18 protein-coding genes are annotated in these 20514 nt (G+C 63.5%); 11 read left to right on the top strand and 7 right to left on the bottom strand.

Annotated features, from left to right (window positions below):
• Positions 1-304: 304 nt before the first annotated feature.
• The 3 genes from QCE58_RS25560 to QCE58_RS25550 all read left to right on the top strand — a co-directional run bounded on the left by QCE58_RS25560 (position 305) and on the right by QCE58_RS25550 (position 3389).
• Positions 305-1597, top strand: a complete 1293-nt coding sequence (locus QCE58_RS25560; protein WP_250521619.1) for an MFS transporter — start codon at positions 305-307, stop codon at positions 1595-1597.
• Between the two features lie 115 nt (positions 1598-1712).
• On the top strand, positions 1713-3155 hold the full coding sequence (locus QCE58_RS25555; protein ID WP_250521618.1) for an MFS transporter: 1443 nt from the start codon (positions 1713-1715) through the stop codon (positions 3153-3155).
• A gap of 66 nt (positions 3156-3221) precedes the next feature.
• The gene (locus QCE58_RS25550; RefSeq protein WP_008353574.1) at positions 3222-3389 is read left to right on the top strand and encodes a hypothetical protein; all 168 of its coding nucleotides are present in this window, start codon (positions 3222-3224) and stop codon (positions 3387-3389) included.
• Positions 3390-3481: 92 nt separating this feature from the next.
• Here the strand turns inward: QCE58_RS25550 and QCE58_RS25545 are convergent, their stop codons facing one another.
• Together QCE58_RS25545 and QCE58_RS25540 are read right to left on the bottom strand one after the other, a co-directional pair.
• Positions 3482-3754 carry a hypothetical protein gene (locus QCE58_RS25545; RefSeq protein ID WP_008353575.1) on the bottom strand — a complete coding sequence of 91 codons (273 nt, stop codon included), beginning with the start codon at positions 3752-3754 and terminating at the stop codon, positions 3482-3484.
• A 131-nt stretch (positions 3755-3885) separates the two neighbouring features.
• A complete protein-coding gene (locus tag QCE58_RS25540) occupies positions 3886-4704 on the bottom strand; it encodes a helix-turn-helix domain-containing protein (RefSeq protein ID WP_175979224.1) in 819 nt (272 codons plus the stop codon).
• Positions 4705-4942: 238 nt separating this feature from the next.
• Between QCE58_RS25540 and motA the strand changes: the two genes are divergently transcribed.
• Positions 4943-5815 (top strand): flagellar motor stator protein MotA, encoded by an 873-nt coding sequence (gene motA / locus QCE58_RS25535; protein WP_008353577.1) that lies wholly within the window; start codon positions 4943-4945, stop codon positions 5813-5815.
• Positions 5816-5845: 30 nt separating this feature from the next.
• Complete coding sequence (gene motB, locus QCE58_RS25530; protein ID WP_008353578.1) at positions 5846-6826, top strand: flagellar motor protein MotB; 981 nt, start codon at positions 5846-5848, stop codon at positions 6824-6826.
• A 61-nt stretch (positions 6827-6887) separates the two neighbouring features.
• On the opposite strand, the gene QCE58_RS25525 is transcribed toward motB, so the two are convergent.
• Positions 6888-8219, bottom strand: a complete 1332-nt coding sequence (locus QCE58_RS25525; protein WP_250521617.1) for an Nramp family divalent metal transporter — start codon at positions 8217-8219, stop codon at positions 6888-6890.
• A 263-nt stretch (positions 8220-8482) separates the two neighbouring features.
• Here QCE58_RS25525 and QCE58_RS25520 point away from each other — a divergent pair, with 263 nt between their 5' ends.
• From QCE58_RS25520 to QCE58_RS25495, 6 genes are all read left to right on the top strand, one after another.
• Positions 8483-8764 (top strand): DUF4148 domain-containing protein, encoded by a 282-nt coding sequence (locus tag QCE58_RS25520; RefSeq protein ID WP_008353580.1) that lies wholly within the window; start codon positions 8483-8485, stop codon positions 8762-8764.
• 320 nt (positions 8765-9084) lie between these two features.
• Positions 9085-12270 carry an efflux RND transporter permease subunit gene (locus tag QCE58_RS25515; protein WP_175979222.1) on the top strand — a complete coding sequence of 1062 codons (3186 nt, stop codon included), beginning with the start codon at positions 9085-9087 and terminating at the stop codon, positions 12268-12270.
• Between the two features lie 21 nt (positions 12271-12291).
• Positions 12292-13533, top strand: coding sequence for an efflux RND transporter periplasmic adaptor subunit (locus tag QCE58_RS25510; RefSeq protein WP_250521616.1), 1242 nt, complete (start codon positions 12292-12294; stop codon positions 13531-13533).
• Complete coding sequence (locus QCE58_RS25505; RefSeq protein ID WP_250521615.1) at positions 13530-14984, top strand: efflux transporter outer membrane subunit; 1455 nt, start codon at positions 13530-13532, stop codon at positions 14982-14984. The genes QCE58_RS25510 and QCE58_RS25505 overlap by 4 nt, the downstream gene beginning before the upstream one ends.
• A 92-nt stretch (positions 14985-15076) precedes the next feature.
• Positions 15077-15790: a heavy metal response regulator transcription factor gene (locus QCE58_RS25500; protein ID WP_008353587.1), complete on the top strand. Its 714-nt coding sequence runs from the start codon at positions 15077-15079 to the stop codon at positions 15788-15790.
• Entirely contained in the window at positions 15787-17283 is a 1497-nt protein-coding gene (locus QCE58_RS25495; protein ID WP_250521614.1) for a heavy metal sensor histidine kinase, read from the top strand. The genes QCE58_RS25500 and QCE58_RS25495 overlap by 4 nt, the downstream gene beginning before the upstream one ends.
• Positions 17284-17293: 10 nt before the next feature.
• On the opposite strand, the gene QCE58_RS25490 is transcribed toward QCE58_RS25495, so the two are convergent.
• The 4 genes from QCE58_RS25490 to QCE58_RS25475 form a co-directional block, all read right to left on the bottom strand.
• Positions 17294-17920 carry a hypothetical protein gene (locus QCE58_RS25490; RefSeq protein ID WP_250521613.1) on the bottom strand — a complete coding sequence of 209 codons (627 nt, stop codon included), beginning with the start codon at positions 17918-17920 and terminating at the stop codon, positions 17294-17296.
• A gap of 144 nt (positions 17921-18064) precedes the next feature.
• Entirely contained in the window at positions 18065-19036 is a 972-nt protein-coding gene (locus QCE58_RS25485) for a hypothetical protein (protein ID WP_008353590.1), read from the bottom strand.
• A 144-nt stretch (positions 19037-19180) separates the two neighbouring features.
• Positions 19181-19528 (bottom strand): hypothetical protein, encoded by a 348-nt coding sequence (locus QCE58_RS25480; protein ID WP_175979218.1) that lies wholly within the window; start codon positions 19526-19528, stop codon positions 19181-19183.
• Positions 19529-19651: 123 nt separating this feature from the next.
• Complete coding sequence (locus QCE58_RS25475; RefSeq protein ID WP_175979217.1) at positions 19652-20002, bottom strand: hypothetical protein; 351 nt, start codon at positions 20000-20002, stop codon at positions 19652-19654.
• Positions 20003-20514 lie beyond the last annotated feature (512 nt).

Genomic DNA, 20514 nt, shown 5'->3' with positions numbered 1-20514 from the left:
TTTTCGCTTTTGCGCGCGTTTTCATCCTGTAACATGCCGTGTTTGGCTCAAAAGTTCCCGCTTCCGCCGTTTTACCGAGACGTCGCGTAGCAAGCTGCGCCGCGACTGTCCGTCGCATCGCGCAGCGCGGATGACGGGCAGCGGCTTTCGAATCCGCGCCCGCTGGCTTCCGGCCCGGATCGTTCGCGTTCCGCGCCCGGGCCTTCGCTTCGCGTCCACCCGGCGCGTTTAGTCACTCCCGCAGGGCAAAGCCTCGTTCTACCGCGCGTCATGCGTGGCTTTTCCACTTACGGGTTCTTTTCCGATGCAGGCAACACCTCTGTCCGACGCCCCGCGCGCGGCCGGCCGTGCGCTCACGCGCGGCGATTACAAGACGCTCACGCTCGCCGCGCTCGGCGGCGCGCTCGAGTTCTACGACTTCATCATCTTCGTGTTCTTCGCGCCGGTCATCGGCCAATTGTTCTTTCCGCCGTCGATTCCTGACTGGCTGCGTCAATTGCAGACTTTCGGCATCTTCGCGGCGGGTTATCTCGCGCGCCCGCTCGGCGGGATCATCATGGCGCACTTCGGCGATCTGCTCGGACGCAAGCGCATGTTCACGCTTTCCGTGCTGCTGATGTCCGTGCCGACGCTCCTGATGGGCCTCCTGCCCACGTACGCGTCGATCGGCCTGATGGCGCCCGTCCTGCTGCTCGTGTTCCGCGTGATGCAGGGCGCGGCGGTCGGCGGCGAAGTGCCGGGCGCGTGGGTGTTCGTGTCGGAGCATGTGCCGGGGCGTCATATCGGCTATGCGTGCGGCACGCTCACGGCCGGCCTGACGGCGGGCATTCTGCTCGGCTCGCTGATCGCCACGGGCATCAACAAGGCGTTCGCGCCGGCCGAAGTCGCCGATTTCGCGTGGCGCCTGCCGTTCCTGCTCGGCGGCATCTTCGGTCTGTGCTCGGTGTATCTGCGTCGCTGGCTGCATGAAACGCCGGTGTTCGCCGAGTTGCAGAAGCGCAAGTCGCTCGCCGCGGAACTTCCGCTCAAGGCCGTGCTGCGCGATCACGGCCGCGCCGTCATCGTGTCGATGCTGCTGACGTGGATGCTTTCCGCCGCGATCGTCGTCGTGATCCTGATGACGCCGACGCTGCTGCAGAAGCAGTTCCACATCGCGCCGGCGACGGTGCTCGTCGCGAACTGCGCGGCGACGCTGTGTCTCACGATCGGCTGCGTGCTGGCGGGCGCGATCGCGGGCCGCATCGGCGCGGGCAAGACGATCTTCGTCGGCGGCGTGGCGCTCGCCGTCACGTACTGGATGATGTTCCAGCAGGTCGCGGCCGATGCCTCCGCGCTTTTGCCGTGGTACGCGCTCGCGGGCTTTTTCGTCGGCGTGATCGGCGCGATTCCGTTCGTGATGGTCAAGTCGTTCCCCGCGGCCGTGCGTTTCTCCGGCATCTCGTTTTCGTACAACGTCGCGTATGCGGTGTTCGGCGGACTCACGCCGATCGTCGTCTCGCTGATGATGAAATCGAGCCCGATGGCGCCCGCGATCTACGTCGGCGCACTGTGCGCGGTCGGCGGGCTGACGACGTTGTTCATCAAGCAGGCGCGCTGATCCGGCGTTAGCGTTCCACACGCGAAGTGGCGCACCGTTCACGCGGTGCGCCATTTTTCATTGCGCTTTCACGTTTCGGCCCACGCCGAAACATCGGCCGCGCCGCGCGCCTACGATGGCCGGCATGAACTCGAATCTTTCTTCATCCGAAACGCGTCTGTCCGCACGGCAGACGCTCACCGTGACGGCGACCAGCGTCGGCTTCGTCGTCTCGCAACTCGATGTCTCGATCGTGAATGTCGCGCTCGCGAGCATCGGCCACGATCTGGGTGCGAGCGTCGCGAGCCTGCAATGGACCATCGACAGCTACGCGCTCGCCTTCGCCGCGCTCATGCTCTCGGCCGGTTCGCTCGGCGACCGCTTCGGCGCGCGGCGCATGTTCGTCGGCGGACTCGCGCTGTTCGCGCTGGCGTCGCTCGCGTGCGCCTTTTCCGGCGACGCGACGCAACTCATCGCCGCGCGCGCCTTGCAGGGCGTCGGCGCGGCGGCGATGCTGCCGAACTCGCTCGCGCTGCTGAACGCGGCGTGCGGCCACGACCGGCGTCTGCGCGCGCGAGCCGTCGGCTTGTGGACGGCGGCGGGCGCGGTGTCGATCGCGGCGGGGCCGATCGTCGGCGGCGTGCTGATCGCGGCGTTCGGCTGGCGCAGCATTTTCTGGGTCAATCTGCCGATCTGCGCGGCGGGCATCGTCGCGACGCTCACGTGGATAGAAAACGCGCGACCCAAAGATGCCGGTCATGCGCGCGGCATCGACCTGCCCGGCCAGGCGCTGGCGATCGTCGCGCTCGCCTCGTTCGTCGGCGCGGTGATCGAACTGCGCCCGCTCGGACCGATGCATCCGCTCGTCATCGGCGCTTTGCTGCTCGCGCTGGCGGCGGGCGGCGCGTTCATCGCGATCGAGCGCGAAAGCCGCACGCCGATGCTGCCGCTGTCGCTCTTCGCCGAGCGCACGTTCAGCGCGGCCGTGGCCTTCGGTATCGGCGTGAATCTCACCTACTATGGAATGGTCTTCGTGCTGAGCCTGTATTTGCAGCGCGTGCTCGGTCACACGCCCTTGCAGACCGGCCTCGCGTTCCTGCCGCTGACGGGCGGATTCCTGATCTCGAACCTGGCGAGCGGCCCTGTCGTCGCGCGCTTCGGCTCGCGCGGCCCAATGATCTTCGGCGCGCTGCTCGACGCCGCCGGTTTCGCCGCGCTCGCCTTCGTCGATGCGACGACGCCCACGGCCGCGCTGCTCGTGCCGTTCCTGCTGATTCCATCGGGGATGGGACTCGCGGTCCCGGCGATGACGACCGCGCTGCTCGGCACCGTCGGCCAGCCGCGTGCGGGCACGGCGTCGGCGGTGCTCAACACGGCGCGGCAGGCGGCGGGCGCGATCGGCGTCGCGGCGTTCGGCGCGCTCGCGGCTTATGGCGACGGCGCGGCGAGCGCGCACCAGATCGTCGATGCGGTGCGCTGGTCGGCGGCGATCTCCGTCGCGCTTCTGTTGTGCGCCGCGTTGATCGCGCGTCATGTGAACAATCCGGCGAGCGCGAACGCCGAAGAACGTGTTACCTAGAGACGGACGTCGGGAACGGCCGTTGCAACGCCCAGGTAAAGCCGCGAATCTTTTGAGGACAACACCATGTCGACAATGCCCCGCTCCCCCGAGGAGCCGCTCGAACCGGACCCGGACAAGCTGCTCGATCCCGACGCCGCGCCGAACCCCGAAGATCCGGACATGCCTGACGGCCCGGATTCCGCGACGCCGATGGTGCCCGCCGATCCGAAAAACGGCGAACCGCGCATGTAGAACGCCGGGCGGCCATCGCGCGCATAAAGCAATGCCCGCGCGGCCTTGAAAGCGGCGCGGGCATTCTTACTGATGCTCGTGGACGAAGAGCGTTACAGGCTAGTGGTCTGCACCGCGCCGGTTTCCAGCGCACGCTCGATGAGCGCTTCCTGCTGCGCCTTGCGAACGGCATCGGCGACGAGCGTATCGGGCGCTTCCACTTCGGCCTTGATCGCGCCGATGATGCCGTCCGCTTCGACGATCACGAGCGATTCCGCCGAATCCGCACGGCTGATGATGACGCGCAGCGGCCCGCCGCCCTCCGCGATGCTGGCGCAAAACTGCATCGTTTGCCCGCCGATCACTTGTTCGAATGTTTGAATCATCGCTGCCTTCCGCGTTGGTTGGACAAAAGCTGACACAGGCTGCGCGCCATGCGGCGCGCAGCCTGCTTTCTCATTGATCCGCGCATGTCGACTAGGTTCAATTCTGTAAGCATGCGCGGCGCGACGCAAGCTCAACGTCTTGCGTCGGCGAGTTCGCGAAGGATGGCGGCGGTCGAATCGTCGGCGGGAAAGAAGGCTTCGATCGCAAGCTCCGACAACGTGATGTCGACGGGCGTGCCGAAAACCGTCGTCGTGCTCAAGAACGACAGCACGCCGTGCTGCGTGCGCAAACGCAAGGGCACGACGACGGGATCGGTCTCGCCGCGCGGCTCGTGGGTCGCGTGACGCGGCGCGGGATACGCCTCCAGTTCGGCCAAGAGCGCGACGAGCGTCGCATCGCCGGACACGTCGATTTGCCGGCGCAGGCGCGCGAGCAAATGCGCGCGCCACTCGTGCCAGTTGTCGATGGCATCGGCGAGACCTTGCGGATGCATCGACAGCCGCAGCACGTTGACCGGCGGCACGAGCAATTGCGCATCCGCCGATGCGACGAGCGGCGCGAAAGCCGCGTTGGCCGCGATCATCGTCCAATGACGATCGACCGCGAGCGCGGGATACGGCTCATGCCCTTTGAGCACGAGATCGACAGCACGCCTGGCAGCGGAAAGCTGCGGATCGGCCAGCGCGCGCTCGCGATAAAGCGGCGCATAACCGGCCGCGACGAGCAGCGTGTTGCGCTCGCGCAGCGGCACGTCCAGTTGCTCGGCGAGGCGCATCAGCATGTCCCGGCTCGGCAGCGAGCGGCCCGATTCGACGAAGCTCAGGTGACGCGTGGACACGTCCGCAACGCCTGCGAGATCGAGCTGGCTCATGCGCCTGCGCTGACGCCATTCGCGCAATAGCGCGCCGACGTCCGATCGAACGGCCGGATGTACGAGGGTCGAGTTCATGCGACCGATGTTAGACGAAACATGATCACGCGATCCATTACCTGCGAAGTAAGCGGCGCCACGAACGTAACATTTACGCCGCAAACATTTGCGAAGAAAAACTTGCGCGCGACACCCTAAATCTCCGGCACTTTCGCGCCGATAAGTCCAACAACAAGCGAACAATGCGTCGCGAGCCGTGCGCGTCTCAATCCCGAGCACGCACGGCCCGCGGCGCCCGGACTTTTGCGGAGAAATCATGTTTGTCATCATCGGATGGTTGTTGGTCATCGGCTCGGTGATCGGAAGCTTCGTCGGCGTCGGCGGCCACCTCGCGGCCCTCGTGCAACCGTTCGAGCTGCTGTGCATTTTCGGCGCGGCGATCGGCGCGTTCGTCGTGTCGAATCCGACCGCGACGCTCAAGAAAACGTTGCAATCGATTCCGAAGGCGTTCAAGGGCGGCGGCTACACGAAAGAGAAATATCTCGCGCTGATCGCATTGCTCTACGAACTGCTTCAGAAGGCGCGCAAGGAAGGCATGATGGCGCTCGAAGCCGATGTCGATGCGCCCGAGTCCAGCCCGGTCTTTCAGAAGTACGAGCACGTCATGGCCGATCATCATCTGCTCGACTTCATCGTCGACTATCTGCGCATGATGTCGGCGGGCAATGTCAACGCGCTCGAAATGCAGGATCTGATGGACGAAGAGCTCGACACGCACCACACCGAAAGCTCGATCGCCGCGAACGCCATTCAGAAAATGGCCGATGGCCTGCCTGCATTCGGTATCGTCGCCGCGGTGATGGGCGTCGTGCACACGATGGGCTCGGTCGGCGCCGCGCCCGCCGTGCTCGGCGAGATGATCGCGGGTGCGCTCGTCGGCACGTTCCTCGGCATTCTGCTGGCGTACGGCTTCATCGGCCCGCTCGCGGACCTGCTCAACGCGAAGGGCGCGGCCGAAGCGAAGCCGTTCCAGTGCGTGAAGTCCGTGCTGCTCGCATCGATGAACGGTTATGCGCCGACGATCGCGGTCGAGTTCGGCCGCAAGGTGCTCTTCACCGCCGATCGTCCGAGCTTCAAGGAACTCGACGACGCGGTTCGTGCCACCAAGATGCCGAAGGCGGCTTCGTGATGACATCGGGTACGCAAAGGACCAACGCACATGGCTGAGAAACCGTCACGCGATCCGCTGCAGTCCGTGCTTGCGCCGACTGTCGTCGTCAAGCGCAAGAAGAAGGCGCACGGACACGGCCATCATGGCGGCGCATGGAAGATCGCCTACGCCGACTTCGTCACCGCGATGATGGCGTTCTTTCTGTTGATGTGGCTGCTCGGATCGACATCGAAGTACGACAAGGAAGGCATCGAGCAATACTTCAATACGCCGCTTTCCGCATTGTTCGGCAACGATGGCGGCGCGTCGGCGCATACGAGCGTCATCGCGGGCGGCGGCAGGGATCTGTCGAGCACGCGTCCGGGTGAAGGCAACAAGACCCAGACGCAACCGGTGCCGCAATCGATCGCGCGCGCTGCCGTTGCGATGGACGACTTGCGCAAGCTGCAGCAACTCAAGCAGAAGCTGATGGCGCTCATCGAGCAGACGCCTGCGCTGCGCGCGTACAAGGATCAGATTCGCATCGCGATCACGAGTGAAGGCTTGCGTATCGAGATCGTCGATTCGCTCAAGCGGCCGATGTTCGCATCGGGCAGTTCGAGACTCGAAAGCTATGTGACGACGATTCTGACGAACATCGGCGCATCGCTGAACGATGTCGATAACCGCGTGTCGATCGCGGGGCATACGGATGCGGTGCCCTATTCCGGCGGTCAGGCGGGCTATTCGAACTGGGAGCTTTCGAGCGAACGGGCGAATGCCGCGCGGCGCGCGCTCGTCGCGGGCGGCATGAAGGAAAGCAAGGTGCTGCAAGTGCGCGGACTGTCCGACGTGCTGCCGCTCAACAAGGATGTCGTCGACGAGCCGACGAATCGGCGGATCAGTATTCTCGTGCTGAACAAGGCCGCGGAACAGGCGTTCTTCCGCGATGGCGGCAGAACCACGGTCGATGAAACGCGGCCTGTCGAAGCGGCGCTTCCCGCGCCGGTCTCGGTCAAGTCGGATGCGCCGGCGGCGGTAGTGAAGTAGACAACGCTCGCGGCTTGACGAAGCGCCATGCACATCGAATCGTGCATGGCGCTTTTTCATTTCAGCCGAGCCACTCCGCGACCGTCTGCACCACGAGCCAGACGTTCGCCGCGCTGATGACCACGAACAGCGCCCACGCGAGGAGCTTCATGAACGGTTTGTTCGCGAACGCTCCCATGAGGCCGCGATCGCTCGTCATCCGGATCAGCGGATAAAGCGCGAACGGCAGTTGCAGGCTCAGCACGACCTGACTCGCGACGAGCAGCTTGCCGACCGCGCCGTTGCCCATCACGTACACGCCGATCAAGGCTGGCACGAGCGCAAGCGCCCGCGTGATGAATCGGCGCTGATAGCACGGGATTTTCAGTTGCAGGAACCCTTCCATGATGACCTGCCCTGCAATGGTCCCGGTGAACGTCGAACTCTGGCCCGATGCAAAGAGCGTCACCGCGAAGAGAATCGCCGCAAGCCCGGTTCCCACGATAGGCGCAAGCAGCTTGTACGCATCTTCGATCTCGGTCACTTGCGTGTGTCCCGTCGCGTGAAATGCCGATGCCGCGAGAATCAGGATCGCCGCATTGATCAGCAGCGCGAGAACGAGCGACACGATCGTATCGAGCCGCGAAAGATTGATCGCCGATGCAAGGCTCTTCGCATCGCGATTCACCACGCGCGTCTGCACGATCGAGGAATGCAGATACAGGTTATGCGGCATCACGGTCGCGCCGAGAATGCCTATCGCGAGATAAAGCGGCTCGCGATCGCTCAACGCGTGAATCGATGGCACGAGCCCGGCAGCAACCGAAGGCCAATGCGGTTTGACGAGCACGAGTTCGACGATATAACCGACGCCGATCGTCGCGATGAGCCCGAGCATGATGGCTTCGAGATCGCGAAAGTTCTTGCCTTTCAGGCCCAGCACGATGAGCGTATCGAATGCGGTGAGCACCACGCCCCACATCAGCGAAACGCCGAACAGCAAATGAAACGCGAGTGCGCCGCCGAGCACTTCCGCGAGATCGCACGCGATGATCGATAACTCCGCGAGCATCCATTGCACGCTCGCGACCGGTTTCGCGTAACGCTCACGCGATAGCTGCGCGAGATCCTTTCCCGTGACGATGCCAAGGCGCATCGAAAGACATTGCAGCACCATCGCCGCAAGACTCGACAACACGACGACAAAGAGCAGGCTATAGCCGTAGCGTGAGCCGGCTTCGATATCCGTCGCCCAGTTGCCCGGGTCCATATAGCCGATGGAAATGAGCAGGCCCGGCCCCGCGAATTGCAGAAGCTTCTTCCATAGCGGCGCGCCCGGCGAAACGGCGACGGAGCCTTTGACTTCCGATGGGCAAAACGGCGCGGTGGCCGTGGTCGGCAGATTGAACGGCAATTTATCGAGTCCTGATGGGATATCGGGGACAACATCCGCGAACGATGTTGTTCAGGTAGCTTACAAGGCGCGTCTCGCGGGCGAGTCTATCACCGGCTGCGCGCATTCACAGACAGCCCCAATCTGACCAAAGCGTCATCTCATCGCCAGCATCTCGTCACGGTACGACAAATAGAATTCAGTGGTGGCTGTAGCGAGCGTGCCGACGCTGCATATCGCGCAACCGCACGTCCCGTTCATCTTTACCGCATGAGGAGTGCGCCATGAAACTAGTCACACGCATCGCTGTAATTGCCCTTGCTGCCGCGCCGCTCGCCGCGCTCGCACAATCCGAAGGTCTCACGCGCGCGCAGGTGAAAGCGGATCTGCAACGCGTCGAACAAGCCGGCTATAACCCGTCCGAGCGCGATGCGTTCTATCCCAACGACATCCAGGCAGCCGAAGCCAAGGTCAGCGCGCAAAGCGCATATGGCTCGTCCAGCGACGGTTCGTCGTCTTCGGGACGCACGATGTCGACGACGCCGCTCGGTCAAACCCCGCAGTAACGCACGCTCATCGAACGAGACACGCGCGGCCTTCCGCGCCGTCTCGCTCGCGTCCCTTCGAAGCGCGTAACCCGCGCTCGCGCTTCGCTATTCCCCGCTGTCCGATGCGAATGCTCCGCCCTACCATGGGCTTTCGCAAGCTTGCTTTCAAACCGCCTTATCTGACATCGGCGCCATATTCACGTCATATTGTCGTTGGCACCCGGCCACTACCATAACGACACTGATGGCGAACCGCACGCCCCGCTCCGTCATTGCGTCCCGCGCGTTGCATTCGCCTCATTCGCAGCGCCCTCTCCCAGCTTCTTCCGAACGACTCAATGTGGATAGTCAACGTTGCGCTTAAGCGGCCATACACGTTCATCGTGATGGCCATCATGATCCTGCTGGCGACGCCGTTCGTCCTCATGACGACGCCTGTGGACGTGCTTCCCGAAATCGACATTCCGGTTGTCAGCATCATCTGGAACTACACAGGCCTTTCCGCGCAGGACATGGCCAATCGCATCACGTCGGTCAACGAGCGCAGCCTCACGACCACGGTGAACAATATCGAGCACATCGAGTCGCAATCGCTGCAAGGCATCGCGATCATCAAGCTCTTTCTGCAGCCCACCGCGAACATCCAGACCGCGATCGCGCAAACAGTGGCCGTCGAACAGGCGCAAGTGAAGCAGATGCCGCCGGGCGCGACGCCGCCTCTCGTCATCAGCTATTCGGCGTCGAGCATTCCGGTGATTCAGCTCGGGCTTTCGAGTCCGAAGCAATCCGAGCAGGACCTGAACGATACCGCGCTCAATTTCTTGCGCCCTCAACTCGTGACGATTCCGGGCGCGGCCGTGCCTTATCCGTATGGCGGCAAGACGCGCCTCATCTCCGTCGATCTCGACACGCGCGCGCTGCTCGCAAAAGGACTCACGCCGACCGATGTCGTCCAGGCCGTCAACGCGCAAAACCTGATCCTTCCGACCGGCACCGCAAAGATCGGCCCGCGCGAATATACGGTCGACATGAACGGTTCGCCCGCGACCGTCGCGGGCCTGAACGACATTCCGGTTCGCACGATCAACGGCGCGACGACCTATCTGCGCGAAGTCGCGCACGTCCGCGACGGCTTCTCGCCGCAGACCAACATCGTGCGTCAGGACGGGCATCGCGGCGTGCTGATCTCGGTGCTGAAGAACGGCAACGCGTCGACGCTGTCCATCGTCAATACGTTGCATGATCTCTTGCCGCAAGCGCGGGCGTCGCTGCCTTCCGATCTGAAGATCAGCGCGCTCTTCGATCAGTCGGTGTTCGTGAAGGCCGCCGTGCAAGGCGTCGTGCGCGAAGCGCTCATCGCCGCCGCGCTCACCGCCGCGATGATCCTGCTCTTTCTCGGCAACTGGCGCAGCACCTGCATCATCGCGATCTCGATACCGCTCTCGATTCTCTCGTCGCTGATCGTGCTGCATGCGCTCGGGCAGACGATCAACATCATGACGCTCGGCGGCCTCGCACTCGCAGTCGGCATTCTCGTCGACGATGCCACCGTCACGATCGAGAACATCGAGCGTCATCTGCACATGGGCACGAATCTGCACGACGCGATCCTCGAAGGCGCAGGTGAAATCGCGGTGCCCGCGCTCGTCTCGACGCTGTGCATCTGCATCGTGTTCGTGCCGATGTTCTTTCTCACCGGCGTCGCCAAGTTCCTGTTCGTGCCGCTTGCGGAAGCCGTCGTGTTCGCGATGCTCGCGTCGTACATCCTTTCGCGCACGCTCGTGCCGACGCTCGCGATGCTGTTGATGGGCCACGCGCACGCACCCGATGCGAAGGCAAAGCCGAATCTCTTCGTGCGTCTGCATCAGCGCTTCGATCGCGGCTTCGAGCGCATGCGCGGCGCGTATATCGTGATTCTGTCGAGCCTGCTCGTGAAGCGGCGTCTGTTCGCGACGCTCTTTCTCGGCTTCTGCCTGTTGTCGGCGGGCCTCGTGTTCGTGCTCGGCGAAGACTTCTTCCCGAGCGTCGATGCGGGCGATATTCGCCTGCACATGCGCGCGCCGACCGGCACGCGCATCGAGGAGACCGCGCGACTCGCGGATGAAGTCGAAAAGGTCGTGCGCCAGATCGTGCCGCAAGACGAACTCGCGACGATACTGGATAACCTCGGTCTGCCTTATAGCGGCATCAACCTGTCGTACAGCAATGCCGGAACGATCGGCACGCTCGACGGCGAAATTCAGGTCGCGCTCAACGCGGATCATTCGCCGACGCAAAAGTACATCGACGAATTGCGTGCGCTCCTGCCGCGCCGCTTTCCCGGCGTCGAATTCTTCTTTCAACCCGCGGACATCGTCACGCAGATTCTCAACTTCGGCTTGCCCGCCGCCATCGACGTGCAGATTCAAGGGCAGAACGGCCAGGCGAATTTCGAAGTCGCGAGCAAGCTGATGAAGCAGATCCGCATGATTCCCGGCAATGTCGATACGCACATCCAGCAGAAGCTAGACGAACCGGCCATCGATTTGCAGATGGATCGCACGCGCCTGCAGCAACTCAATCTGTCCGCAAGCAACGTCGCGCAGAACGTGCTGGTTTCGCTTTCGGGAAGCTCGCAAACCGCGCCGGGATTCTGGTTCAACCCGCGCAACGGCGTCGAATACAACCTCGCGGTGCAGACGCCGCAGTATCAGATTTCATCGATCGACGAACTGCTGCGAACGCCCGTGTCCGCATCGCTCAACGGTCCCACGCAACTGCTCGGCAATCTCGTGCGCCTCTCGCCGAAGAATCAGTTCGCGGTGGTCACGCACTACAACATCCGGCCCGTGATCGATCTCTTCGTGAGCGTCGAAGGCCGCGATCTCGGCAGCGTCGCGCGCCAGGTTAATCAACTCGTCGATGAAGCGCAGAAGACGCTTCCGCGCGGCAGCCAGATCGTCGTGCGCGGTCAGGTCGAGACGATGCGGACGTCGTTCGTCGGCCTCGGACTGGGCGTCGCGATGGCGATCGTGCTCGTGTATCTGCTGATCGTCGTGAACTTCCAGTCGTGGATCGATCCGCTCATCATCGTAAGCGCATTGCCCGCCGCGCTCGCGGGCATCATCTGGATGCTCTTTCTCACCGGCACGCACCTGAGCGTGCCCGCGCTGACCGGCGCGATCATGACGATGGGCGTCGCCACCGCGAACAGCATCCTGATGGTCTCGTTCGCGCGACAGCGTCTGAACGCGGGCATGCCGCCGCTCACCGCCGCGCTCGAGGCGGGCGCGAGCCGCATACGCCCCGTGTTGATGACCGCGTTCGCGATGATCATCGGCATGATTCCGATGGCGCTCGGCCTCGGCGAAGGCGCCGAGCAAAACGCGCCGCTCGGCCGCGCGGTGATCGGTGGCCTGCTGTTCGCAACGGTTTCCACGCTCTTTTTCGTGCCGCTCGTCTTCGCAGGCATTCACGCACGTCTTGCACGGCGCGCCGCGCGAAGAGGTAACACGCAACATGAAGACGGCAGCGGCCAACACTGACATCAAAGCATCCCGACGAACATGACTGAAAAGAACCACGCATCGCTTGCGATTCCCGCTCGCGACCCGAACGAAGGGCCCGCGCTGCCGCCGCGCAACGTCGAATGGAAACGCGCGAAGATCGCGCTCGTGATCGTGCTCGCGTTGCTCGCGATAGGCGCGGCGCGCACGGTCGTCACCGATGTGCTGCATGGCCATTCCATCGCCGCGCGCACGCAGCAGAACGCGCAGCAATACGTGAACGTCGTCATGCCTCAAGAGACCGACGGCGGCGGCGAAACGACGTTGCCGGGGACCTTGCGCGGCTTCGTCGAATCGCCGATCTATGCGCGTGCGACGGGTTATCTGCTGCACTGGTACGTCGATATCGGATCGCGCGTGAAGCAAGGCCAGTTGCTCGCCGATCTCGACACGCCCGAGATCGATCAGGAGCTTGCGCAAGCGGTCGCGCAACGCGATCAGACGGCATCGAGCCTCGGACTCGCGAAGAGCTCGCTCGAACGCTGGCAGCAATTGCGTCAGCGCGATGCCGTGTCGCAACAGGAACTCGACGAGCGTCAGAGCACGTACAACCAGGACGTCGCGAATCTCGCGGCCGCCGATGCCAACGTGAAGCGTCTGCGTCAGCTCGAATCGTTCAAGCGCATCGTCGCGCCTTTTGCGGGCGTCGTCACGCAGCGCAATGTGGATGTCGGCGATCTGATCGATGCGGGCAGCGGCACGAGCCGCGCGCTCTTCGCGCTCGCCCAGTCGGACCCGTTGCGCGTGTTCGTGCAGTTGCCGCAGGCTTACGCGCAGAACGTATCGGTCGGACAGGACGTGACGGTCACGCAGGCGGAGCTGCCCGGCGAACAGTTCCACGGCAAGATCACCCACATCTCCGGCGCGATCGACGTGCCCACGCGCTCGTTGCAAGTCGAAGTGACGCTGCCGAATCCCGATGGGCGGCTACGGCCCGGCGCGTATGTGCAGGTCGCCGTGCCCGCGACCGCGCACGCGCGTCTGCTCGTGCCAGGCAACGCGCTGCTCTTCCGTTCCGAAGGTCCACGTCTCGCGGTCGTCGATGGCAACGGTCATGTGAGCCTGCGCAAGATCGTGATCGCGCAGGATCTCGGACAATCGCTCGAAATCGAGAGCGGAATCGACGCGACCGACAAGGTCATCATCAACCCGAGCGATTCGATCGCCGATGGCGATCACGTCGTGATCGCGCCGCAGCAAACGCAACGACAGCCCGCGTCGGGCAGCAAGGCCGCATCATGAAGACCGCGCTTGGCATCACGCTCGTCTCGCTGCTTGCCGCGTGTACGGTCGGGCCCGACTATCATCGGCCCGTCGCCGCAACGCCGCCTACGTGGAAGACGGATTCGTACTGGCGCGTGGGCGAGCCGTCGCATGCGCCGCTCGCGCTCGACTGGTGGCAAGGCTTCGGCGATGTGACGTTGAACGGTCTCGAAACGCAGGCGCTCGCACAGAATCAGACGCTCGCCGCGGCGAGCGCGCACTACGCACAGGCTCGCGCGACGCTCGCGCAAACATCCGCGCTGACGCTGCCTGAAGTCGATCTCGGTGCAAACGCGTCGCGCTCGCGCATTTCGAAGAACCGGCCCGTCACCAACTACGCGACGCCGAGCAACGCTACCGTTCAAAGCGATCTGAAGCTCGCGCCGACGGTCAACTACGACGTCGATCTGTTCGGCCGCATCCGTCGCGAAGTGGAGGCCGCGCATGCATCGGCGGATCAGTCGCGCGACGATCTCGCGAATGCGCGTCTCGTGCTGACCACCGATCTCGCCAGCGACTACTTCTCGATGCGCGAGCTCGATGCGGAGATCGACGTGCTGAATCGTTCTGTCGTGCTGCAAAAGAAAGCGCTCGATTACGTGCAGGCGCAACACGATCTCGGCGCGGTGTCAGGCCTCGATGTATTGCAGCAGCAAGCGCAACTCGATCAGACGCGCGTGCAGGCGCAACTGCTGCTCAATCAGCGCGCGCAATTCGAACATGCGATCGCCGCGCTCGTCGGGACGCCCGCGCCGCAATTCTCGATCGCGCCTGAATTGAACGAACGCCCGCTTCCGCCGATTCCACTCGGCGTGCCGAGCGATGTACTGCAACGCCGGCCCGATGTCGCATCCGCCGAGCGTGCGATGGCCGCGGCCAATGCGCAGATCGGCGTCGCGAAAGCGGCGTTCTTTCCGAGCCTCACGTTGAACGGCACGGTCGGCTGGGAAAGCACGGCGTTCTCAAGTCTGATTTCCGCGCCGAGCCTTTTGTGGACCATCGGGACGATGGCAAGCCAGGTCATCTTCGATGGCGGACGGCGCTCCGCAGCCGTCGATTTCGCGAACGAAGGCTATGTCGCGGCCGTCGCGAATTATCGGCAGACGGTGCTCGGCGCGTTTCAGCAAGTGCAGGACGGCATCGTCGGATTGTCGGTGCTGGACGGCGCGGCGAAACAGTCGCACGCCGCGGTCGTCGATGCGCAACGCTTGCTGTCGCTCGCGAACGATCGTTATTCGGGCGGGCTCGTCGCCTATCTCGACGTCATCACCGCACAGCAGCAATTGCTCACGAGCGAACGACAGGACGTGCAGATTCGCGGACAGCAGCGCACCGTATCGGTGGCGCTCGTGAAGGCATTGGGCGGCGGATGGGACACTGCATCGAACGACGATCAGAAGCTTGCGAACGCAACTACTTCGGGCGAGTAGAAAGAAAACGTAAGCACGATGCCCGCGAGGCTCGTATAGTTAGCAGTTGAACAATGCGGTAAACACACACTGAACGCGCACAGGTGCCAGGCATGAAAGTCCTGATAGTCGAAGACGAACACAAAGTGGTGGATTACCTGCGCTCGGGGTTGACCGAGCAAGGCTGGGTCGTCGATGTCGCGATGGACGGCGAGGAAGGCACGCATCTCGCCATCGAATACGACTACGACGTGATCGTGCTCGACGTGATGCTGCCAAGACGCGACGGCTTCGCGGTATTGAAGGCGCTGCGCCTCCAGAAGTCGACGCCGGTCATCATGCTGACCGCGCGCGATCACATCAACGATCGTGTGCGCGGCCTGCGCGAAGGCGCGGACGATTACCTCACGAAGCCGTTCTCGTTTCTCGAACTCGTCGAGCGTCTGCATGCGCTCGCCCGCCGCACGCGCGCGCAGGAATCGACATTGATATCGGTCGGCGATCTGTATGTCGATCTGATCGGCCGCCGCGCAACACGCGACGGCGTGCGGCTCGACCTCACCGCGAAGGAATTTCAGTTGCTCTCGGTGCTCGCGCGCCGTCACGGCGACATTCTCTCGAAGACCGCGATCACCGAGCTCGTCTGGGAAGTCGATTTCGAAAGTCACACGAACGTCGTCGAAACGGCGATCAAGCGGCTGCGCGCGAAACTGGACGGACCGTTCCGCACCAAACTGCTTCATACCGTGCGTGGCATGGGCTATGTGCTCGAAGTGCGCGAAGTTCGCGACACGCGCGAAGCAAGGGAAGACGCGAGACCATCATGAACACGCAGTGGATATCGTCGACGCCACGCGAGGCACGCGACGCGCGCAAGCCGCGCACGCAACGCTCCATTTCGCGGCGGCTCGCCGTCATGTTCGCGCTCGTCGCGCTGTTCGTGTTTGCGCTCGTCGGCTCGGGACTCTTTCTCGTGCTGCGCGTGCAACTGGAGCAGCATTTGCGCGACTCGCTCGACAATCGCGCGGAGATTGCGCGGCTCATCGTCACGCATGTATCGACGCCGGAGAAATGGAAGATTGCGAAGGAGAAGCTCGCCGACATCACCCCGCGCGACGGCTCCACGCTCTTTGCCGTGTCCAGCAACGATCCGCGCTATGAATACGGCTCGCCGCCCGCGGGCCGCGTCGTCAAGCGCGTGATGGGCGGTTACGTTCACTTCCGTCCGGAAGATCGCGCCTACGACATGCTGATGACCACGCTCACGATTCCGCCCAACGGGGATCGTCCGCCGCTGCAGCTCTTCGTCGCGATCGATTGCTCGCCGAACGTTCATACGATGCGCGCGTTCGGTCTCGCGCTCGCCGCGCTGATGGCGCTCGCCACGGTCGCGGTCCTGCTGCTGAGTTATTCGGTCGCGCGGCTCGGCCTCGCACCGCTCACGCGCCTCACGCGCGATGCATCGAAGCTGAGTCCGACCAATCGATCGCAACGCCTGAACACGCGCGCGCTGCCGATGGAACTCGAAGATCTCGCGAAGTCCTTCAATGGCGCGCTCGAACGGCTCGATCACGCATATGGCCGGCTCGAATCCTTCAACGCCGATGTCGCGCACGAATTGCGCACGCCGGTCACGATTCTCATCGGTCAGACGGAAGTCGCCTTGACGCGCGATCGTTCGATCGACGAGCTGCGTCACACGCTGCAATCGAATCTCGAGGAGTTCGAACGCGTGCGCGCGATCATCAACGACATGCTGTTTCTCGCGCGCGCCGATCAAGGCGAACGCGCGACGGGACTCGTCGAAGTGTCGCTCGCGGCGGAGGTCAATCGCACACTGGAGTTTCTCGAGATTCCGCTGGAAGAAGCGCGAGTGCGCGCCGTCGCGAACGGCGATGCGCGCGCGTTCGTCAATACGTCGCTATTCGGCCGTGCGCTGTCCAATCTCGTGATGAACGCAATTCAGCATTGCGCGCCCGGCGCGACGATTTCCGTGGCCATCACGCGGGAACATGGGCGCATTCGCATCGCCGTGGCCAATCCCGGCGAATCGATCCAGCCGCATGTGATGGCGCATCTCTTCGACCGCTTCTATCGCGCGGAAAGTTCGCGCACGAATAGCCGCGAGAATCACGGCCTCGGGCTTGCCATCGTGAAGGCGGTGGCCGAGATGCATCGCGGCACCGTGTCGGCGACGAGCGAGAACGGCGTCAACACGTTCTCGTTCTCGGTCGCGCGTTTCGGCACTGAATCGCGACCCGTCGAAGACGTCGCCTTGCCCGTGCCGCCGGTCGTGGAACGGAAGTCCGCCACGACATGAAGCACGTGCATCACTGACAGAAGTATTCATCCGATGCGGCCATCGGCGCTTCGGCTGTCGCCGGCCTGAAGTGGCTGTACTTGCGATACGTCTTGCCGTTCACCGTCACCGATTCGGCGGCTTCGGTCTCGCCCGTTGCCGACGCGATCGCGCTGCTATGCGCTTCGACGTTGCCATTGCCCCAACTGCTCGCGCGCGCATACGATCCGCCTTTCGACGTATCCGTCTTGTTCGCTTCCGAGATCGTGCTCGTGACGGGATTGCCGAAGCTCTTCGTATCGATCGACGATTTCGGCGGCACGTAGCCCCACTTCGACGTGACCGTGCTCATGTCGATCTGCTGCGGCTTCCAGCCGATCACCTTCGCGCCGATCGCGAGCGGCGACAACTCCACTGCGACGATCTGCGTTCCGCGCCGCGCGACGAGCAGGCACTTGCCGCCCGACGTCTGCAAGGGCACGTAGCCGCTCGAAGGCAAGAGCGCGAGCGCCTGCGCATCGGGCATCGACTGCACGCCGACCGGGTTCGCGGCCCAGATCACGCCGGCGCTTGCATCGGCGCGCGCGCTCATCGGCATCATCGAGACCGTCGCACTCGCCGCGAGCGCGATGGCCGCCATTTTCTTGTGACTCTTCATCGCATGCCTCAGCGGGAAAACGAGGGTTGACTCTCCGGGACCAGTCTTTCAAAAGCCAACCCTTCAAAGGTAGAGACGGCCCGATTGCTCAGGCGCGTCTCTCTCGCTCCATGGCGTCACCCTGCCATTGGACCTGTTGCTTCCTCACTTCACCAGCGAGACTTCGATCTTTTCGCCGATGGGCGTGCTCGCCACTTCGACGCCATTCGTATCAGCCTGATCGTACACGCGAGCGGCGACCGGCGTCGGCTGCGCGACCTGCTTCGCGGGCGCCGGCTGAGCCTGCTTGGCCTCGTTCTGCGTCTTCATGCTGACTTCCGGATTGTTGGCCGCGGTCACCGGCAGGCCGAGGCGCGCGCGCACCAGCGGATCGCGATACTTCTCGTCATCCGACAGCACCGCGTCCTCGCCCGATTTCGCGAGCGGCGTGGTCGTGCCCGGGCACAGATGACCCGTCGCCTCGACGGCGCGGCGGTTCGCTTCGCTCTGGCAGAGGAGCGCGAGCGCGACATCGGTCAGGCCCATTGCGCGGAATTCGCGTGCATCGAGGCGGCGTACGCAAGCCTGATCGACGAGCGTCGTGCCGCCGGTCGCGCCGAAGCCGGTGATCGACAGGCCGAAGCTGGCCGAGCCCATGCAGGTGTCGGAGAGCGTCGTGGTGAGCGAGGGTGCGGCGATCGACGGCGTCGTGCGGACCGAGTACGAGCTCTGGTTGTAGTCGACCGTCGTGCGCGTGTCGAAGGCGCTCGTGCCGGGGCCGCTCGTGGCCGCCTTGCCGGTCGCATCGGCGCCGCTTGCATCCGTGCCGGATGTCGTCAGTTGCGGCATCGTCAGCGAGATGTTCACATTCGATGAGCCGCCCTGCGCGGTCGAACGGCCGCCGCTCGCCGTCGCGACGCCGAGGCCGCCGACCGACGACGAATTGGAACTGGTGTTGGCCGTCGAATTCGCCGACGTGCCGATGTTGTTGAGGCTCGATCCGCCGCCCTGGCCGATGCCCGTCGACGTCGAACCCGAAACCGAGCCCGACGAGGAATTGGCGGTGGTGTCGGCGTGGGCGAGTTGCGCGGCGCAAAACAGCACCGCGCATGCCAATTGCAGAGTGGTCTTGTTCATTTTGGTTCTCCGGAAGAAAAGGGGAACGCCACAGCGCATGACGGTCCCGGACGACTTAGAGTTTTTTTATGAGTTCGGCAAAGGCGGTATCCCGCAAGCGCACGCTCGTCATGACGCCGCCCCTGCCTTGAGTCGCCGACCAGCTTAGCGCCAGCCGCCGCCCAGCTTGCTCCATGCATTGGCCGCTGCGTCCGCGCCCGAGGTGCCGCCCGCTTGTGCGTTGCCGTGGCCGAAGCCGCTCACCGTCGACGTATTCGTGTGGCTCGTCGTTGCGTTGGTGGCGTTGCCCGTCACGCCGAACTTGTTGCCGGCGATCGATTGCGCATTGCCGTTGGCCGTGCCCGAGTTCGTCGCCGTGAAGCGGCCGAAGCCCGAGACCGAAGCGGACGTCGTGCCGCCCGAGGTCGAGGACGAGCTGGAGTTCGTGGTCGTGGCCATCGCGGCGACGGAGACGAACGAGAGCAGTGCAGCAGCGATCAGAGTGCGTTTCATGATTTGCATTCCTTATCGAATCGGTAAGATTGGATTTCGTTTTTTGTTGTTCGAACCGGGATCACATCGGTTGCGGGAAAGCGAACCCCGTTGCGGCGAAGTTCGCCGTCCGTCGCCGTGTGCTTAGCGCCAGCCGCCGCCCAGCTTGCTCCAGGCATTCGCGGCAGCGTCGGCGCCCGAGACGCCCGTCGCCGTCGAGCCGCCAAAACCCTTGCCGCCCACCGACGACGTGTTGATGTGGCTCGTCGTCGCGTTGGTCGCGTTGCCCGTCACGCCGTAGCCCTGGCCGGCGATCGACGAAGCGTGGCCGTTGGCGGCGCCCGCGTTGGTTGCGGTGAACGAGCCGAAGCCGAACACGGCTGCGCTGGTCGTGCCGCCCGAGGTCGAGCTCGAGCTGGAGTTCGTGCCCGTTGCGAAGGCAGCGGCGGAAACGAGCGAGAGGACGGCGGCTGCTGCGATCAGTTTGCGTTGCATGGTGAGGTCTCCAAGTGTAGGCGCACAGTCAATTCCAGCTACATCGACGCCGGTATGTAGCGGATACAGCAAATATCGTTTCGTTAGTATTCCTATCTCCGACGTCTGATCGAATCTGGCTTCGATGGATCAGCGAGCGTTTGAGAAAGGACGCCCCTTTGGGGCGGCTTGACGAATCAGACTGGGAATGAGGCTCGCACGTCGATCAGAAGTCGTCGTTCGTGCAACAGGTCGATGCTGGCCTGGGATGAGCGGATCGTGGCGCGCTGGCCTTCCGCTTGTTCGAATAGTTTTGCGTTCTTCATCGCAATCCCCGTATTACCTTTTGGTGTTGTTTTCAGGCATCCGTTTGTTTAGTGCCTGTGTTTTGAGGTGACTGTACGGAAGATGAACCGGCGAATGCGTTGGCAATCCAACACACCATTTCACGTGGTAATAAATCGTAAGGAGTTTGGTTGGCGAGCGCTCATTCGAGCATACCAATAGCCCGGAAACGCCCTGTTTCCGAGGGT

It is taken from the genome of Caballeronia sp. LZ028, from assembly GCF_031451415.1.
In the GTDB taxonomy this organism is placed as follows: Bacteria; Pseudomonadota; Gammaproteobacteria; order Burkholderiales; family Burkholderiaceae; genus Caballeronia; species Caballeronia zhejiangensis.
The sequence above is the reverse complement of the archived record's forward strand: the minus strand, read 5'-3'. Positions and strand labels throughout refer to the sequence as shown.

Coding starts and splice junctions, on each gene's coding strand:
- QCE58_RS25540 (WP_175979224.1), bottom strand. CDS start 4,704: ATGAACTCGACCCTCGTACATCCGGCCGTTCGATCGGACGTCGGCGCG.
- QCE58_RS25485 (WP_008353590.1), bottom strand. CDS start 19,036: ATGAACAAGACCACTCTGCAATTGGCATGCGCGGTGCTGTTTTGCGCC.
- QCE58_RS25545 (WP_008353575.1), bottom strand. CDS start 3,754: ATGATTCAAACATTCGAACAAGTGATCGGCGGGCAAACGATGCAGTTT.
- QCE58_RS25490 (WP_250521613.1), bottom strand. CDS start 17,920: ATGAAGAGTCACAAGAAAATGGCGGCCATCGCGCTCGCGGCGAGTGCG.
- QCE58_RS25515 (WP_175979222.1), top strand. CDS start 9,085: ATGTGGATAGTCAACGTTGCGCTTAAGCGGCCATACACGTTCATCGTG.
- QCE58_RS25495 (WP_250521614.1), top strand. CDS start 15,787: ATGAACACGCAGTGGATATCGTCGACGCCACGCGAGGCACGCGACGCG.
- QCE58_RS25500 (WP_008353587.1), top strand. CDS start 15,077: ATGAAAGTCCTGATAGTCGAAGACGAACACAAAGTGGTGGATTACCTG.
- QCE58_RS25510 (WP_250521616.1), top strand. CDS start 12,292: ATGACTGAAAAGAACCACGCATCGCTTGCGATTCCCGCTCGCGACCCG.
- QCE58_RS25475 (WP_175979217.1), bottom strand. CDS start 20,002: ATGCAACGCAAACTGATCGCAGCAGCCGCCGTCCTCTCGCTCGTTTCC.
- QCE58_RS25520 (WP_008353580.1), top strand. CDS start 8,483: ATGAAACTAGTCACACGCATCGCTGTAATTGCCCTTGCTGCCGCGCCG.
- QCE58_RS25550 (WP_008353574.1), top strand. CDS start 3,222: ATGTCGACAATGCCCCGCTCCCCCGAGGAGCCGCTCGAACCGGACCCG.
- motA (WP_008353577.1), top strand. CDS start 4,943: ATGTTTGTCATCATCGGATGGTTGTTGGTCATCGGCTCGGTGATCGGA.
- QCE58_RS25560 (WP_250521619.1), top strand. CDS start 305: ATGCAGGCAACACCTCTGTCCGACGCCCCGCGCGCGGCCGGCCGTGCG.
- QCE58_RS25555 (WP_250521618.1), top strand. CDS start 1,713: ATGGCCGGCATGAACTCGAATCTTTCTTCATCCGAAACGCGTCTGTCC.
- QCE58_RS25480 (WP_175979218.1), bottom strand. CDS start 19,528: ATGAAACGCACTCTGATCGCTGCTGCACTGCTCTCGTTCGTCTCCGTC.
- motB (WP_008353578.1), top strand. CDS start 5,846: ATGGCTGAGAAACCGTCACGCGATCCGCTGCAGTCCGTGCTTGCGCCG.
- QCE58_RS25505 (WP_250521615.1), top strand. CDS start 13,530: ATGAAGACCGCGCTTGGCATCACGCTCGTCTCGCTGCTTGCCGCGTGT.